This window comes from Pseudomonas fluorescens, from assembly GCF_902497875.1.
Classification (GTDB): domain Bacteria; phylum Pseudomonadota; class Gammaproteobacteria; order Pseudomonadales; family Pseudomonadaceae; genus Aquipseudomonas; species Aquipseudomonas fluorescens_BR.
The window spans coordinates 121,147-139,001 of the sequence record NZ_CABVHY010000008.1 but is presented as its reverse complement, the minus strand read 5'-3'; the positions used below and the strand labels follow the sequence as shown (position 1 = coordinate 139,001).

At 56.9% G+C, this 17,855-nt stretch carries 8 protein-coding genes; 5 read left to right on the top strand and 3 right to left on the bottom strand.

What is annotated here, in order from left to right; genetic code table 11:
* Positions 1–102 precede the first annotated feature (102 nt).
* Positions 103–1,857, bottom strand: coding sequence for a phosphoethanolamine transferase CptA (locus F8N85_RS10095; RefSeq protein ID WP_150803476.1), 1,755 nt, complete (start codon positions 1,855–1,857; stop codon positions 103–105).
* 246 nt (positions 1,858–2,103) lie between these two features.
* On the opposite strand from F8N85_RS10095, the gene F8N85_RS10090 reads away from it, so the two are divergent.
* Positions 2,104–7,041 (top strand): dermonecrotic toxin domain-containing protein, encoded by a 4,938-nt coding sequence (locus F8N85_RS10090; protein WP_150803475.1) that lies wholly within the window; start codon positions 2,104–2,106, stop codon positions 7,039–7,041.
* A gap of 203 nt (positions 7,042–7,244) precedes the next feature.
* Positions 7,245–12,233, top strand: coding sequence for a dermonecrotic toxin domain-containing protein (locus tag F8N85_RS10085; RefSeq protein WP_150803474.1), 4,989 nt, complete (start codon positions 7,245–7,247; stop codon positions 12,231–12,233).
* A gap of 43 nt (positions 12,234–12,276) precedes the next feature.
* Here the strand turns inward: F8N85_RS10085 and F8N85_RS10080 are convergent, their stop codons facing one another.
* A complete protein-coding gene (locus F8N85_RS10080; protein WP_150803473.1) occupies positions 12,277–12,462 on the bottom strand; it encodes a DUF6026 family protein in 186 nt (61 codons plus the stop codon).
* 274 nt (positions 12,463–12,736) lie between these two features.
* On the opposite strand from F8N85_RS10080, the gene gnd reads away from it, so the two are divergent.
* The 3 genes from gnd to F8N85_RS10065 are packed head-to-tail and all read left to right on the top strand — an operon-like array spanning position 12,737 to position 16,055.
* A complete protein-coding gene (gene gnd / locus F8N85_RS10075; protein WP_150803472.1) occupies positions 12,737–13,717 on the top strand; it encodes a phosphogluconate dehydrogenase (NAD(+)-dependent, decarboxylating) in 981 nt (326 codons plus the stop codon).
* The gene (gene zwf, locus F8N85_RS10070; protein ID WP_150803471.1) at positions 13,714–15,234 is read left to right on the top strand and encodes a glucose-6-phosphate dehydrogenase; all 1,521 of its coding nucleotides are present in this window, start codon (positions 13,714–13,716) and stop codon (positions 15,232–15,234) included. Before gnd ends, zwf begins: the two co-directional genes overlap by 4 nt.
* Positions 15,231–16,055: an HAD family hydrolase gene (locus F8N85_RS10065; protein ID WP_150803470.1), complete on the top strand. Its 825-nt coding sequence runs from the start codon at positions 15,231–15,233 to the stop codon at positions 16,053–16,055. Before zwf ends, F8N85_RS10065 begins: the two co-directional genes overlap by 4 nt.
* A 128-nt stretch (positions 16,056–16,183) precedes the next feature.
* Here the strand turns inward: F8N85_RS10065 and nhaB are convergent, their stop codons facing one another.
* On the bottom strand, positions 16,184–17,686 hold the full coding sequence (nhaB, locus tag F8N85_RS10060; RefSeq protein ID WP_150803469.1) for a sodium/proton antiporter NhaB: 1,503 nt from the start codon (positions 17,684–17,686) through the stop codon (positions 16,184–16,186).
* Positions 17,687–17,855: the final 169 nt, after the last annotated feature.

The following is a 17,855-nucleotide window of genomic DNA, read 5'->3' as shown; positions in this document are numbered from 1 at the left end:
ACTCAAAATAGGCTTTTTGAGCACCTGAGGCAGGCTCAAAACAGTTTTTCGTGGCGGGCATACCAGAGAAGAAGAGGGGGCTGGAATCAGCCCCCGAAAGGATTACTTGAGCACGACCGCCGCCTCTACGGGAGTTTGCGGCGTGTGCTTGGGTTTCATCAGGCTGAAGTCGATCAGGGCCTTCTGCTTACGCTCATACGGGTTGCCGATCAGCAAAGGGCGTGCTTTGAAGTCGTCGTGGACCAGGCTTTTGCTGTGGTCCAGTTCGTCAAAGCTCAAACCGGCCAGGTCGGCCCAGGTATGGATGAAGTGCGAGCTGCTGTAGGGGCGGGCCAGGTCACCGGTGAAATCCCAGTCGTGGCTTTCACGCCATTTCGGCGAGGCCCAGGCCATGAACGGGATGGTGTACATCGGAGCCGTCGGCTTGCCCTCATTGCGCCCCAATGTGCTATGGCCAGGGGAGTCGAATACATCTTCTCCGTGATCGGAGAGGTACAGCAAGAAGCCGTTCGGATCGGTCTTGGCATAATCCTTGATCAGGCTCGACACCACGAAGTCGTTGTACCGCACGGCGTTGTCATAGCTGTTGTAGGTCGGTAGCTGGTCGTCGCGCACACCGTCCGGGACACCCTTGCGGTCGGTGAACGTGTCGAAGGTCGGCGGGTAACGGTACTGGTAACTCATGTGCGTACCGAGCAGGTGCACGATGATGAGCTTGCGCGGTGCGTCGTCGGCCAATGCCTTGGAGAATGGCTCCAGCACATCGCCATCGTACTGGCGGGCGTTCTGGTTGCGGTTGTTATTAAGGTACACCTGCTCGTCGGCCTGCTCGGAGAAGGTGGTGAGCATGGTGTTGCGCTTGGTCATGGTCTGCTGGTTGGTGATCCACCAGGTCTTGTAGCCTGCCTGCTTCATCACGCTGACCAGTGACGGAGTCTTGAGGTACAAGTCCGGATTTTCTTCGTCGGCGAAGGTCAGCACCTGCTGCAAGGCTTCGATGGTGTAAGGGCGCGGGGTGATGACGTTATCGAAAACCGCCAACTGGTCCTTGAGCTTGTCCAGCTCCGGAGTGGTTTCCCGAGGGTAACCGTACAGGCTCATGCGCTGGCGGTTGGTCGACTCGCCGATCACCAACACCAGGGTCGCTGGCTGGTTGGCCATGCTGTCCTTGAGGTTATGCAATGGCGCGATCTTGCTGACGTTGTCGAGCATGCCTTGCATGTTTTCCAGTTGTTGGGTGTAGCGGCGATAGGCGACGACCATCTGCCAAGGCACTGCCGGTTCAACCCGGGTTTCGAATTTCTCGATGGCGCCGGCCAGGGTGTCGTTCTTCATGACCTGCCTGACCAGCGGGTAGCCGACCACCGCGATCAGGATCGCCATGGCCGCGCCGAAAGCCTGGCCGCGGGGTAGATATACCGGGCGCAAGCGGGTCCAGAGAAACACCGCCAGAGCGCTGTGGGCGATGAACCCGAGGACGATCCACCAGGCAAAGTATTGGGTCATGTACTCGCCAGCTTCAGAGATGTTCGATTCGAACATGATGAAGATGACGCTTTGCGAGAACTCTTGTTGATAGATGAAGAAGTAACCCAGGCTCGCCATCGAGCAGGCCCACAACACCACGCCGATCAGCGCCGCCAGCAAACGGGTGCGGGCTGGAAACAGCAGCATCGGCGCCAGCCATATGGCACTCATCAGGAAAGCCTGACGAAATCCCGAGAAACCGGAGGTGCCGGTCAGCAGGATCAGCAGTTGGGTAATACCGGAGAAATACCAGAAGAACAAAAATAGCCAGCCCAAGCCCGCCCAATCAAAACCTTTCGCAGACGTACTGCTGCGTTTAAACATCGCCATTCAGGGCTCCAGCCGATTAATTGTTTCAACCGCTGGAGATTTCTACGCGCCAGCGACAAAAAAACGCCCGAAAAATCGAGCGCCATAGTATTCAGGAGTATCGACAAATAAAGGTGAAAAATTTGTCAGCTATACCGGGTGTGACAGCCGACGGGATATTTAGTTACCGCACAACGACCAACGCAATCGCATTAAATCCTGTTGAAGCAGGCCAGGCAGGCCTGCTACTGACAACAGGATGTTGAAATGACAGCTGCTTCAGCTATACCGGAAAAAGCTCAGGACACATTGGCGCAGGCGGTCTACCAGGAGTTCAAGGACCGACCGATCGTGATAACGGCGGCTCTAAGTCAATTCAGTGAGGCGCTGAATAATCGATACCCCGAGCTGCAAATCGACGTCCTCACAACGACCCTCAACTCACCGAACTATGTCACTGAAAAACAGATCATTCTCGACGGTGGCCCTCAAGGTACGCCCATCGAAGGTGAAGTCGCGGTGATTGCCGGTTACACCACCACACCGCTGTTTGAGGTGATGATTTATAGCATTACCGCCAAAGCGCAGTTGTACTTCACTCGAGAGCATTTCCTGAGCGATGCAACAAACCAGCGTATCGAAGTAGACATGCGCGAAATCGAAGATCTTTTGCGCAGATTACCCAAGGTCATGATTGCAGCGCTGCAGCAGGCTTTGACCGATTACTGGAATGAGCCGGCTGTAGCGGGCACCAGCCGTTGGCAATGGCTCAGTGATGTGGTGAGAAGCGCGTTGCTGGTCAGTATGGGACCTTCGGGCAGTGGCTCTTCTCTTGACAAGGAACAGGCCGACACGCTTCTGCAAGTCCTTTATTGCCCCACGAAAGAATCGCGGTTGACTCATTTTGGGCAGAACTGCGCACAGGCTTTTCTCATCGATTATCAAGCCCGATTCGGTCGCACCTACAAGGCGACCCTGTCTTACAACGTACTGGTGACGCGCACTGTCGCAGGACGTGAGGTGGTGCTGTGCTTTGAACCGGGCGGCGCTATCGAGTCATACGATTCGCTGCAGGCCTTTGCAGATTCCGAGGGTAGCCTCTGGGGGCGCAGGCAGGAGCTCCACACTCTGGAGCTGCAACCTTATGAGTCACTCGGTGATGTTTTCGTGACCCAGGTCCAGGCATTGCTCAACAACCAATTGGAGGGTTTGAATTTCTTCGGGCCGTTCGAAGGGCAGGATCTGGCCGCGCTGGAGCAGCGTTATGCTCGTCTGACCGATCTGGCGCCCCACTTGCTCAAGCAGACCTCAGGCCCTTATGAGCAGATGCTCTATGCCGAAGTCGACAGCCAACTGCCTGATTGGCTACAGCGTGCCGAGCCCGCCGAGGCTCAGGCATACAGTCGGTGCATGTTTCGGTTAGCGGCCCTCCAACAGGTGACAAAAGGGCAGTCTTATAGCCACGGCATCCAGACCGCCGAGCAGTTCGCCAGGGACGCTCTGTTGGCCGGGATGTCTGCCTATGGACAAACGATCGATCCGGACGAGCTCGAGGTAATCCAGTACCGCAACGAAGATGGCCAGCTGGTCATTATCGGAACGGGAACGGGGCGGTTCACCAGTGAAACGCAGACGCTGACGCGTCGCGCGCTGAATAACCTCGGCGGATTACCCTTCCTGGCCTCTGAGTTCCGGCTCAAGGACGGCTCGCCAGCACCGGCCTGGGTAAACCTTGACACGCTGAGGGATCTGATCAGCGCCGTGGACATCGGCAAAAATTACCCTGCCGACATCAAGAAACGCCTGCTCGACGATCCGGTACAGAGAGCCGAGCGTGAAAAACTGTTTATCGATCAATTGCGAATCCAGCTGCCAATGCTCGCACTCGAGAACCGGATCAAAAAACAATCTGGCTTCACCGATATGGGGTATCGATACGTAACAGCGGCGATGGAACCTGAACTCGAAGCCAGGCGTGTCAGCGGGCAGGAGATAGTGATCAGGCCCTTGGCGTTCAACTCCGACGTGGCGAGCCAGACGCATGTCGTTGCCAACATGTTTGTGTTCGGCCCCAAGGACGTTACGGTCGGGCCGCATATTTTGTACAGACCGTTGTACGCTGAAAAACTGATCGAGTTCGCGTCGCTCAGCGCCTTGATGGAAGAGATTGTGAGCAACACCCTCCGACCAGCGCTAGTCGAGCCTTCGGATGACCAGGCAAACCCTTCGCTGCAGAAAAGCATCCTGGATTGGCTGGCACCCGACGTACGAAAAATCTATGACAATGGTGGATTTCAGGAACCACATCCCGTAGGGATAATATTTGGCGGCGATTTGCTCCCTTCGACGCCCGCCAGGTTCGACGTGCAGGTCCTGAGCGGTGATTTACTGGCCCATCTTTATGAAGCAAACGCCAAGGTCCTGGCTCAATTGGCAGACGAGCAAACGCTGTCGAATGCGGAGTACCGCTGGGCTACGCTCATAGGGCTGGGCTGGAGCGTTTTCAATGGCGTCCTGAATGCGGTATTGCCGTTCGTAAGTGGCCCTGCGGCTGCGATTGGCTGGCTGTTTGTCATGGAGACCAGTGTGCTGCAAGCGTTGCAGTCGCTGGCAGAGGGCGACAGCGAACCCACGCAAGACTTGAGCTACAACCTGTTGATCAACCTGGCGGTGGCCGTGTTGATCCATCGCCTCTCGATCGGTTCCGCAGTCCCGATCGCTTCCTACGAGCATCCTTCGATCGTTCGCAGACCCGGCGTCGCTGAAGTCAAAACGATCATGAAACCACCGATAGGGTCCGCTGTTTCGAAAGCCATAACCGACAGCGCGCTGAATTTCGCTACACCGATCTGCGCCAACTCGCGTCAATTGCTCGAGCGTTTCCTCATTCTGTTCCCGGACGGCAAGGGTCCGGTCATCACTGCACCTGCGCTTCCAAGCATCGTCGTACTCGATGGTCGCTGGTATGCAAAGGTGCGTCCCAGTGTCGCCGGCAACGGTTGGGCTCGGGTCAGTCCTGCCGAGGGCAAGAAGGTCGTGATACTTGACAATAAGGGCGACCCGATTCAATGGCTGGAACTGAAAAAAAATCTCAAAAATGACGAATGGGATGTGGCTCCCGAGTTCAAGGTGCGTGGTGGGGGACCGGGAATGAGCCGGTATCTGTCCGATGTGTTCGCCGACTCGCAACTACGGACGCGGCGCGAGACAAATGCCTCCAGGGTCAAGGTGCTCGACACGCGTGCAGCCACTGTGGAACGGGAGCTGATTCCGGCGAGAGACGCTGCAAACATGGCGCTCCAGAAGGCTCGCTCGAAAGCCGATGAAATCAATGCGCACATTGAAAACATGAAATCACTTACCGATTCTGCGCTGAGCGCAGCGGTTAACAAACTTGAAACCCTGAGAAAAGAGTTGCGCAATGCAGATCTGGAGTGCAAAAAAAAGACCCGGGTGTATCTTGATGGTCATAAGACGTGCTCCCAGTGGCTTGAGGAGGCCGTGAAGATTCTAAAAACAGATAAAGACTATAATCGTGAAGCTATTATTGATAATTTGAATAATACGGTGCTGAGTTACGGCACTCTCGAGGAAACGTTGCACGTTATGTCGGCAATCTGGCCAGAGCTTGGCTTTACGGAGAAAGACGTATTCCCCCTTCATTATCAATCCATGTCTGCTGTAACAGAAGCTCCCTACAGCGGCATTCTTGAAGCACGAGAAAGAGTGATCAAGGCTTTACCAGAACGGATCAAGGTGAGTGAAAAGCTTGAGTCAGCCATGGCCGAACTGGAAAAGCTGGATAGAAGTACGAGGAAGGGGCTGACGTGGCAGACAGGCTACTTGTCTAAACCCGTTAAACTCCTCAGAGACATTACGGATAAACGCCCAAAGACAACGGATCAGATCAGGGTGACGGAACTGGTCAGTTTGAGAGGCGCGCTTGCGGGTGATCCTGCTGTTGAACCCAGCCTTGCAGAAATCACCAGCCTGGAGGGTCTGAGCACCATGGAGCTGGGGAACAGGAGTTTAGCGTTGTTGACGCTTAACTCTACAGAGGGTTTCACCGCCACACAACGTATCGGTCTGCTGCAAGAAGCTGTCAGTACTTACAATGACGCCGAACACCTGGCGAAGATTCTTCTAAAAGGCGATGGCTCAACGACTTATGTGCCGCAAAAGTTCCTGAAAGAGTTTTTGCGTGTATTGGGAGACTTCCGCAACATTGCCGAAAAAGAGTTATCGGATTCGATCCTTGAGGATGTGCAGCAAGCGTCTGGTTCAATAGATATCGAGCAGCCCACTCAGGCAGTCCCGAAAAAACCACGCAAGCGGATCAAACGCCCCAAAGAGCGCCTGATTAACACCTCAGGTGGCTATCGGGTGGGCGATGCTCAGGAAATAACCCCGAGTGAGCCCGACGAGACAGTGGCGGTGAAGGATTCCTACACTGGGAAAGACATTATCTATTACCGGCATGAGGGTGAAGACCTTTACCGGCAGCGAATCGTTGATGAGCCAAAAGAACCTGTGGTATCAAAACCTGTTCCAGGGCTGCCCAGGCTGGTCAAAACGGGCCAGAACCTTCTCAATGGCGTAAACAAACTGATCGTTGAATATAAAAGAGATGGCTATCTGTATCGTGAGCCAGCCAGTCTGGAGGACAGGTTTTTGGCTCAGGCAACAAAAATGAGTGACATTGCGCTGGATCTCAACAGCAAGATGCAAAATGCCACAGGTGACGATCGAGCAGCGGCTATCCGGGTCTATCAAGGGTTGAAGCAGGCAAGCGGACAGTTGATAAAAGAAGGGAAAACACTGCGCATTAACGCAACCAAGCAATTACCGCCCACTGCAGGAAGCCTCCAGTATCTGCTGGAACAAGGTGAAGTTCATGTTGGAACTTCATCCTGGACAGACAAATCCACCTCGAGTGAAGCGGACTTTCTACTGGAGTACGAAATACTCGACAGCACGTCTCGAAGTGGTAAAAAAATCGTGTGGTATGCGCACTTTCATTGTGCTGCCAAAAATGTACTTGCCCTGCGCGAAGCACACTTGAAGATGAGCCGCTTAAGATTCAAAACCGTCAAGGACCAGTTGAAAGACGCTGGAGGCGATCCGGGGGCTGTGGTTTATCCGGGCACCCTGCAATCCGAGTTCGCGAAGAAGTACTTCTTCGTCCCCCATCCTCCAACGCCGTAACGCGGTCAACCTTTGCGCCTGCTGCAAAGCAGGCGCAATCCAAGTTGCACTGTCGCTATCGCATAACGCGGCCGATAGCGGTAAATGAATATCGCCGATGCGTTGTCGGGAACGGATTAAATACGACTGAAGCAGGCTGGCTGGCCTGCCACATTAAACTGTGCCGTTGTCGATAAAATGGATCAATCAACAGGACGTTGAAAATGCCTAACGATCAAACACTATTGGATAACACGCTATCCTACGATTCCCTGGCGCAAGCGGTATCCGCCAGGTTCCGCACTCGGCCGACCTTGGCATCGGTAGCACAGGACCTGTTCAGCCAGGCGCTGAAGAGTGAATACCCTGCACTGGATGTCGACTTGTCCAAAACAACCCTGAATATCCCTAACTGGGTAACCGACAAAAAAGGCCGGCGCATCGACGGCTATCTGCGTAAATCTCTGCTGGATATCGTGACCCAAAGCATGACGGGCAAGGAACGCTGGGAGGACCCGCAAGAGCACTACCTGAGCGTCGGCATCAATCACAATCTATTGGTGGATATGCAGCGGGTCGAGGCGTTTTTGCAGGTATTGCCAGAGGCAATTGTGCCTGCTCTGCAACAGGCGCTGGTGGAATACTGGAGCGAATTACCTTTGTTTGGCGACACGCGCGGGCGCTGGCTCGGCAATGCGATCAAGTTCGCCTTGCTGACCCGAGTCACAGAGCTCGCGCCCTCGACCCCACTGGACACCGAACAAACCGAGACTCTGATGCAAGTCATCAACTGCCCGGTCAAGGATGAGCGTAGCGCGATGTATGGCCAGCAGTGTGCCCAGGTTTTTCTGGTGGGCTGCACCCTCCACGCCGCCCCTGCACAGGTTGTGTCTTTGCTCGCACAGATACTGGTAACGCGCAGGGTCAATGACCGTGAAATTGTCCTGTTGTTCGGCCCCTCAGGTGCCTTCAAGGTGTTTGCGTCACTTAACGATTTTGCGGATCAGGAAGGTGCCAGACTGACTGACCGGTTGCTGATCGAGGCCGTCGATATACAGCCTTATGAAACAGCGGGAAATGTTTTTGTCACCTTGGCGCAGGCGTTACTCAATAACCAGCTCGAGAGCCTGAAATCGCTCGAACCATTGGCCGGTCAGGACCTGGCGGCGCTGGAAAAGCGTTATGAGCAGTTGACCGAGCTGGCGCCATCGATCATCGATCGAAGCCCGGGAGGGGATCAACAAACGCGGTTTCTGGAGGTGCGGGACACGCTCAGTGACTGGTTGAAGCGCGCGAGCGGTGAGGACGTGGAGCAATACAGTCGCTATGTTTGCGATCAGGCGGTGTATGAGCAGCAGAGCGCTGGCAAGCCCTACAATCATGATATCGAGTCGCTCGAACCCTTTGCCCGCCAGGCTCTGCACAAGGCCTTGGTCGCGCAGGCGGCCAGGCAGATTGCCGAACAGCGCAGGCATGAAGAACCTGAGGAAACAGGGAGCCTTGATCCGGACAGGATCATGGTCTCGCAGTACCGAAGTAACAGGTCGCCCTTCGAGGTCATCGATGGAGATATTCATACTCAGGATTACTCTATCGAAACAGTGAGCCTTACCCAGCGCTCCTTGAAACACCTCCTCGGCCTGCCGTTCATTTTGACCACGATCAACTACGAAGATGGTTCTGCAGTTCCTTCCTGGATCACGCCCGAGTACCTGAGAACGCTGATCGCTGAGGTGGACATCGGCAAAGCCTACCCGGAGAAGGTCAAGCGTCAGCTCCTCGATGACCCGTCGCAACGAACAGAACGCGAAAAACGCTATGGGCAGCAGTTGCGGGTTCAATTGCCGATGCAGGCCCTGAAGCTGAAGATCAAGGGCGAATCAGGGTTTTCGTCGCTGGGTTATCGTTATGTCGCGGCACTGATGCAGCCCACCGCTGCGGGCCGTTATGTCGATGGACGCGAAATCGTGATCGGGCCGCTTTCGTTTGAACCCTCCCTCGAACAGGCGCACTCCGATGTCGAACAGGCCTACTGGAAGCCATCGGGAGAAGTGCGCAACATGTTCTTGATCGGCCCCAGGCCGGATGTCAACTATCCGAATGATGTGATTGTGCTCTACCGGCCGTTTTATGAAGAGTCGTTGATCGAATTTCCTTCCCGCTATGCATTTATGGAGGAGGTCCGCAGTAATACACCCAGGGGCACGTCTGTCACGCACCCCGACGGCACCCGCAAACCCCAATCGCTGCGCGACAGTATTCTGGAGTGGCTCGAACCTGATGCCCGAGCGACCTATGTCAGCAATGGTTTCAAGGACCCGGACACGGGCTATTCGATCGATTTTCTGTTTTTTTTGAAGGGGACAGGCTTATGGACCCGAAAAGCCAGCCATCCGTTACTCTCAAAGACCGCGTTTGACGGGGATCCCCTCCCTCATCTGTATGAAGCCAACGCGAAAATCGTGATCCGCGGCGCGGATGAAAAAACCGTATCGGGGGACGAGTTCCGCTGGGAACGGTTCAACGCGGCACGCTGGGCGCTTGCCAATGCCGTTTTCCCGTTTGTAGAGGGGCCTTGGGCTGTGGTTGGCGCGATGGTTGCCTTGGCGCAGAACCTGAAGGAAGTCGTAGAAGCCGAAAAGCAAGACGATCATGTACCGGCTCAGACACTGTTGGTTCAGCTATTGGTCAATCTGGGGGTGGTCTTGCTGACCCATGGGCTGAACTCATTGGGATCGAGGCTGATCAGTCGGGTCGATGAACTGTCCGCGGTTCCTGCGAGTGTGCCCAGGGCTCGCCCCGGTGCCCGCGCAAGCGCTGAGCCGGGCATCCGATTCAAGGATGCAGCGGATGGCGCGCGATTCCTGGAAAAAGCCGACACGGTGGTGGATTTCTCCACCTCGATGTCCGGTGATGCACAAGCGTTACTGGAGCGCTTGATCAAAAACACCCTGCAAGGCCAGGGGCCTGTTCAGGCAGCGCCGTTGAACGGCATTCGGGTGGTCGAAGGCCGTTGGTTTGCCCGTGTTCCTGCAAGGCTTCGCGGGCAGGGCTGGGCTGAGGTTTCTCCGGCCGGGGGCGAGAACGTGTTCCTGCTGGACGGCCAGGGCAAGCCGATTTCCTGGCTGCAGCTAAGACACAATGGACGCGGTCTCTGGGAGGTGGCTCCAGAGTTTCGGGTGCGGGGTGGGGGGCTGAAAAAGGACCCGGGAGCCAAGCGGAGTCTGGCGGACATGGCGAAGAAAAAAGCAGCTGATCTCGAGGCAAGGGATAACCGATTGTTGGAATTATCAGCCAGGCTTCCAGCAGTGGAAAACCAGCTTGAACCCGCAGTCCGCCTGATCGAGAGTGCCACTCAAAACCGTAAACCGGTAGTCAAGGCCGTCGGTGAGCTGCTGGAAAAAATCAACACGGCGACGGATGAGCAGCGTCCGTCGCTGGTCAAACTCTTGCAAAAGGTGCAACAGCCCCGGTTATCCGCAGCTGACCTGGCTGTCGAGCAGGCCGTTTTGAACTATGTGCAAGTTCAGCAAGAACGACTGGTTCTCGGGCGCGAAATTCTCGATGTGTATCTGCAAGCTGCCGATTTTTACAGTAAGGAAATCGTTTATAACTTGAAGGAAGTCATCAGCGTTCAGTCACGGATCTATGACAAGTTCCGCGGCCTGCTGGTAGAGAACCCCATTTCGGGTCTTGCCGGGGAGGAATTGTTTCCTGCGCCCGATTTGGAGCCGGGGGCTAATGAGTGGTTATCTTTGGGCGTCTTCGAAAAGGAGCAACGCTGGGTGTTGAATGCTCAAGCTCGCCTCATTGAGGCGTCCGGCGCGTTGGAGTCGACAATAAATGAGCTTGAAGGATTCGCGGCCTCCAGCGCCAAGGCACTTCGTCAGGAATTGCTGGAAGGTCAAGCGGTCTCCAGACACTGGCGGCTCAGAGAGCTTGAATGCATGAAGCGCGCACTCAGCGCGCGCCCGACAGCAACCGATTCGGTCTTTCAAAGCACAGCCAGGGCCGTGCTACGGGCCACGAAGGTAACCGAAGCGGCGAACTCGCAATGGGAAATCCTGGAATATGACGGCTATACGGCATTTGAGCGAATTGAAGTGCTGGAAAGTGCGCTGCAGCAATATGACCGTGCAATATCGATGGGCAGGCTGCTTGAAAGTGCTGAAAGTCCGCCTGTTCCTCAGGATTTCCTGCAACGTTTCCTGAGTCGCCTGGGCGAGCTAAGAACCAGCGCCCAACAGGCGTTAAGTGCGCAGATCCTCGATGAGGATCTGCCCCAGGCCCAGGCATTTCCCGAAGTGCTGTCAGTGCCGCACAAGAAACCGCTCGTCAAACGGGCGAGAAAACCGACCAAAAGGGTATTCAAAAGCCGTAACCAGGAGACGCTGGTCGGCGATTTTTCTGCTCAGTCAGCAGGCGAGTCGCAGGAAATCAGCATAAGCGATCCGCTGGGCGGCAAGTCGATCAACTATTACAAACCTGAGGGGCAGGAGAACTGGCAGGAGCGGCTCGAACCTCCAGCCCCGCCGGTGAAACCCAACCCCGGGTTACTGAACAGTTTGACCGCCAAGGGAAAGCGCCAGCTCGACGACGTGGATGCCTTCATCAACTGGGTGAAAAAACCAACGAACAGTGCACCGGAGCCGGTCAGTCTGCAAGAAATGCTGGAGAACCGAGCCAGAGAGCTGGAGAAAACCGCCAGTGAGATCAGTCAAGGCTTGGCGGCACTCAGCGAGCAGGAGCGCAAACCGGCGACTGTCGAGGTGCGGACCCGGTTAGGCGAGCAAAGCGCAAGGTTGATAGAGGAGGCCAGGTTATTGCGTATCAAATCATCCAGGGACCTGCCTCCCAGTGCCGGGCGTTTTCAGTATCTGTTGGAACAGGGTGAAGTCAGCGTTGCAGCGCCGGTGTGGACAGACAAAAGCACCGCCAAGGGTGCGGATTTTCTGCTGGAATACGCGATACTCGACGAGAAAAGCATCAACGTAAAAGGGGAGAAAGAGGTGGTGTGGTATGCGCACTTTCACTGCCCGGCCAAAAATACCCGTTTAATCAACAAAGGGCATTTGAAGCTAAAGGCATTGAGGTTCAAGACCTATCAGGACCAGTTGAGCGAGGCGCGCAACGCTGCGCAGGTTCGGGCTGTCAAGTCCGCGGACATCAACCAGAAGTTCGCCGATCAGTACTTCTTCAAAACCGCCCCTTAAGGGACGGTTTTTGCGGGGCTGCCCCTGAGGGCAGCCTCCGTATTCAATCCAGCGCGCGGATCAGCGGACGCGAAAACCGCTCGTCGCAGCCCAGCGCCTGTAACTGCAGGCGCAGGTGGGCAATTTCGTTGAATAATTGCTCGCGCTCGTCTTTGAGCTGGCGCAATTCATCACGACGGACGGTGACATAAAGAGTTTGTGGCGGACGTGCGGAAAGTACAGTGCCCATTGCTCACCTCGCAAATGGTGTGTCACAACTGTGGTTCGCCGCTCGGTCTGGAGGGCTGGACCACTATCGACGCCGATTCTGATTTCTTTTTCACATAAAGGGAACTTTTTTATTTTTTATTGTCCGTGTGTCTTCGGCGTGATTTCTGACGTTATCCGGCGCATTCGGGCGGTTTGATGGGAAACTATGTCCAGATGCTCTGGACTAACCCTCATTAGCCTCCTTGAGCTATAACCATTTTCACGTATTTATTTGTAGTTAGGAGCATCAGCACATGCAACTGGGGATCATTGGACTAGGCCGCATGGGCGGCAATATTGCGCGACGCTTGATGCTCAATGGGCACACCACCGTGGTCTATGACCGCAATGCGACGTTCGTCAGCGCCTTGAGCGAAGAGGGCGCCACCGGCGTCACGGATTTGCCAGCACTGGTCGCCGGCCTGGAAAAACCTCGCGCGGTCTGGGTCATGCTACCGGCCGGCGCACCGACCGAAGAGACCATCGACACCCTGAGCCAATTGCTCGACGCCGACGATGTGATCATCGACGGCGGCAACACCTTCTATAAGGACGACATTCGTCGCGCCAGGACCTTGTCGGAAAAAGGCATTCGTTATGTCGACGTCGGCACCTCCGGCGGTGTCTGGGGCCTGGAGCGCGGTTACTGCATGATGATCGGCGGCGATAGCGAGGTGGTCAAACGCCTTGATCCACTGTTCGACAGTCTGGCGCCAGGCCTGGGCGACATACCGCGAACCCGGGACCGGGTCGCCGAGGATGATCGTGCCGAGCGCGGTTACATCCACGCCGGGCCAGCGGGTTCCGGGCACTTCGTGAAGATGATCCACAATGGCATCGAGTACGGCATGATGCAGGCCTTCGCCGAAGGTTTTGACATCCTCAAGACCAAGTCTTCGGAAAACCTTCCGGAAGATCAACGTTTCGACCTGAATGTCGCGGACATCGCCGAAGTCTGGCGTCGCGGCAGTGTGGTTTCGTCCTGGCTGCTGGACCTGACGGCTGACGCCCTGGCCAGCGACCCGAAACTCGACAGTTACTCTGGCGCCGTGGCCGACAGTGGCGAGGGCCGCTGGACCATCGAAGCCGCCATGGAGCAATCGGTGCCGGTCCCGGTACTGTCCAACTCACTGTTCGCGCGCTTTCGCTCGCGCCAGCAAAGCACCTATGGCGACAAACTGTTGTCGGCCATGCGCTTCGGCTTTGGTGGCCATGTCGAGACCCCGAAAAAATGACTGCACGGCGAAAAAAGAACAAGGCCCAACCCGCGCCGCCGACCACGCTGTTCCTGTTCGGCGCTCACGGTGACCTGGTCAAGCGCCTGTTGATGCCGGCGCTGTACAACCTCAGTCGTGACGGTTTGCTCAGCGATGGTCTGCACATTGTTGGCGTCGACCACAACGCTATCAGCGATGCGGACTTCGCCAAGAAGCTCGAAGACTTCATCCGTACCGAGGTCGCCAACAAAGTCGGCAAAGGCCAGGACACCCTGGACCCGACGTTGTGGGCCAAGCTGGCCAGGAACATCAGCTACGTGCAGGGCGACTTCCTCGACGACAGCACCTATCAAGCGCTGGCGGCGAAAATCGCCGCCAGCGGCACCGGGAATGCGGTGTTCTACCTGGCGACCGCGCCGCGCTTTTTCAGTGAAGTGGTGCGTCGCCTGGGTTCTGCCGGCCTGCTTGAAGAAACCCCGGAAGCTTTTCGCCGGGTGGTCGTCGAGAAACCCTTCGGCTCCGATCTGCAAACCGCGGAAGCACTAAATGCCTGTCTGCTCAAGGTCATGACCGAGAAGCAGATCTTCCGGATCGACCACTACCTGGGTAAGGAAACCGTCCAGAACATTCTGGTCAGCCGGTTCTCCAACAGCCTGTTCGAGGCCTTCTGGAACAACCACTACATCGACCACGTGCAGATTACCGCGGCTGAAACCGTCGGCGTCGAGACCCGCGGCAGTTTCTACGAAACCACCGGCGCGTTGCGGGACATGGTGCCCAACCACTTGTTCCAATTGCTGGCGATGGTCGCGATGGAACCGCCGGCGGCGTTTGGCGCCGACGCGGTGCGTGGGGAGAAAGCCAAAGTCATCGGCGCGATCCGCCCTTGGTCCACCGAGGAGGCGCGAGCCAATTCCGTGCGCGGCCAGTACGCGGCGGGCGAGCTTGGCGGCGAACCCGTGGCCGGTTACCGCGAAGAGCCGAAAGTGGCGCCCGACAGCAATGTTGAAACCTATGTTGCACTTAAAGTCATGATCGACAATTGGCGTTGGGTCGGGGTGCCGTTCTACCTGCGCACCGGCAAGCGCATGAGCGTGCGCGATACGGAAATCTGCATCTGCTTCAAGCCTGCGCCCTACGCGCAGTTCCGCGATACCGAAGTCGATGAGTTGCAACCGACCTACCTGAGGATTCAGATCCAGCCCAACGAAGGGATGTGGTTCGATCTGTTGGCCAAACGTCCCGGGCCGGCGCTGGAGATGGCCAATATTGAACTGGGATTCGCCTACAAGGACTTCTTCGAGATGCAGCCGTCTACTGGCTACGAGACGCTGATCTACGACTGCCTGACCGGTGACCAGACGCTGTTCCAGCGTGCCGACAACATCGAGAATGGCTGGCGCGCCGTGCAACCATTCCTCGACGCCTGGAAAGAAGATTCCAATGTTCAGGCCTACCGCGCGGGTGAAAACGGTCCGGGCTCGGCAGACGAACTGCTGACCCGTGATGGTCGCGTCTGGCATAGCCTCGGATGAGTGAGGTAAACCCACAGCCTATCCGGTTCTTGCTCAGCGATATGGACGGCACCTTGCTGCTTCCTGACCACAGCCTCAGCCAGCGTACCCTCGAAGCGGTTCGGGCGTTGCGTGTGGCCGGGGTGTTCTTCAGCCTGGCGACCGGCCGCCCGCCCAAGGCCATGCTGCAACAGATCGAAGCCTTGGGCGTCGATCTGCCAACGGCAGCGTTTAACGGCGGAACCATCGTTCACCCGGATGGCAGCTTTCTGGTTGCCCATTACTTGCCGCGTGAGGCTGCAATCACCAGCCTGGCGTTGCTTTGCAAGCAGCCGGAGGTGGAGGTCTGGGTCTTCGCCGACGGCGATTGGCTGCTACGCGAGCCGAACGGCCCAATGGTTCCCCGTGAGCAGCACAGCCTGGGTTATCCGCCCGTGACGGTCGCGAGTTTCGAACCCTATCTGGAGCGCATCGATAAAATTGTCGCCGCCAGCGCCAATGGGCCATTGTTGATTGAGCTCGAAGCTCGGCTGCAACCCGAAGTCGAGGGGCAGGCCCTGGTCTCGCGCTCGCAACCGATCTATCTGGACGTGACCGCGATGCAGGCGAGCAAGGGGCATGCATTGGCCACCCTCGCCGAATTCCTCGGCGTGACACTGGAGCAGACCGCGGCCATTGGCGATGGCGGCAACGACCCGCCGATGTTTGATCGCGCGGGGCTGTCGATTGCCATGGGGCAGGCACCAGAGGAGGTAAAGGGGCAAGCCGACGTAGTCACCGGCAGCAATATCGAGGATGGCGCGGCCGAGGCCATCGAGCGGTTTATCCTTGGGACGCGCTAGCCTGAGATACCGGGTCGCCTGAATCGCAGGCAAGCCAGCTCCCACAGGATCTGAGTCGATCACCTATGTGTGCTCGACACTAACTCTGTGGGAGCGGGCTTGCCCGCGAAGAGGCCAGTACAGTCACCTCAGAGCCAATAACTCACCGCATACCACCCCAACACCCCCATCACCACGGTATATGGCAGCGCCATCCAGACCATCCGTCCGTACGACAGGCGAACCAGCGGCGCAATCGCCGACGTCAGCAGAAACAGAAAGGCTGCTTGTCCATTCGGGGTCGCCACGCTCGGCAGGTTGGTGCCGGTGTTGATGGCGATCGCCAGGGTCTCGAAGTGTTCGCGGCTCATATGGCCGGAAAGGAACGCCTGCTTGACCTCAGTGATGTAAATCGTCGCCACGAACACGTTATCGCTGATGGCCGATAACAGGCCGTTGGCGATAAACAGCATGCCCGGCTGCTGCTCTGGCGGCAGGGCCAGCACCCACTGAATCAACGGGGTGAACAACTGTTGATCGTGGATCACCGCGACCACCGCGAAAAACACCACCAGCAACGCGGTGAACGGCATGGCATCCCTGAAGGCGTTGCCAATGCGGTGCTCCTCGGTGATGCCGGTGAACGAGGTGATCAACACGATCACCATCAAGCCGATCAGGCCGACCTCGGCGATGTGAAACGCCAGCCCGCCAATCAGAATCAAGGCCGCAAGCCCTTGGACCAGCAGTGCAGCACGTTGGCGTTGGGTGCGTTCGGCGTTGTCCTCGGCAGCATAGTTGGCCAATACCGCGCGCACGCTGTCCGGCAGCAAAGTGCCGTAACCGAACCAGCGCAGCTTCTCCAGCAGCACGCAGGTGACCAGGCCTGCCACCAGCACCGGCAACGAGACCGGTGCGATCTTCAGGAAGAACTCGGCGAAGTGCCAACCCATCTCATGACCGATCAGCAGGTTCTGCGGCTCACCCACCAGGGTGCAGACACCGCCCAGCGCGGTACCCACCGCGCCGTGCATCAACAGACTGCGCAGAAAGGCGCGAAATTGTTCCAGGTCCTGGTGATGGAGCTTCGGCAGGTGTTGGTCGTCGCTGAAGCCGCTGTCCTGACGCGGATCATTGCCCGAGGCCACGCGGTGATAGACCGAGTAAAAACCTACCGCGGCGCTGATGATCACCGCGGTTACCGTCAAGGCATCGAGAAACGCCGAGAGGAACGCCGAGAGGAAACAGAACATCAAGGCCAGCAGCGCCTTGGAGCGCACCCCCAGCAACAGGCGCGAGAACAGGAACAGCAGCAGGTCCTTCATGAAGTAGATGCCCGCCACCATGAACATCAGCAACAGGATCACCGGGAAGTTGTGCAACAGTTCGTCATACAGCGTCTGGGGCGTGGTCATGCGCAGCAGCAAGGCTTCGACCAGCAACAGCCCGCCGGGCAGCAGCGGGTAGCATTTGAGCGCCATGGCCAGGGTGAAAATGAATTCCACCACCAGCAGCCAACCGGCCGCCACCGGGCCGACGGTCCAGAGCACCAGCGGGTTGAGCATCAGGAACGTGATAATGCTCGCCTTGTACCAGCGCGGCGAATGCCCGAGAAAATTGTGCGCGAACGCCTGGGCCATTGAACCGGACATCGGCAGCTCCTTGTATTGAGAAGCGCGCAAGTTGCCGTAAGCGAAAGGGAAGATCAAGGTGCGCTATGGCTTTACGGACATGAATTGACCGTCTGCATATGCCCTCGAATAATACAGTCTCGGTTTTTTACGGTGTTGCAACTGTCATTTCTGACAGTTCCTAAAGTTC

Coding starts and splice junctions, on each gene's coding strand:
- F8N85_RS10095 (WP_150803476.1), bottom strand. CDS start 1,857: ATGGCGATGTTTAAACGCAGCAGTACGTCTGCGAAAGGTTTTGATTGG.
- zwf (WP_150803471.1), top strand. CDS start 13,714: ATGACTGCACGGCGAAAAAAGAACAAGGCCCAACCCGCGCCGCCGACC.
- F8N85_RS10090 (WP_150803475.1), top strand. CDS start 2,104: ATGACAGCTGCTTCAGCTATACCGGAAAAAGCTCAGGACACATTGGCG.
- nhaB (WP_150803469.1), bottom strand. CDS start 17,686: ATGTCCGGTTCAATGGCCCAGGCGTTCGCGCACAATTTTCTCGGGCAT.
- F8N85_RS10065 (WP_150803470.1), top strand. CDS start 15,231: ATGAGTGAGGTAAACCCACAGCCTATCCGGTTCTTGCTCAGCGATATG.
- F8N85_RS10080 (WP_150803473.1), bottom strand. CDS start 12,462: ATGGGCACTGTACTTTCCGCACGTCCGCCACAAACTCTTTATGTCACC.
- gnd (WP_150803472.1), top strand. CDS start 12,737: ATGCAACTGGGGATCATTGGACTAGGCCGCATGGGCGGCAATATTGCG.
- F8N85_RS10085 (WP_150803474.1), top strand. CDS start 7,245: ATGCCTAACGATCAAACACTATTGGATAACACGCTATCCTACGATTCC.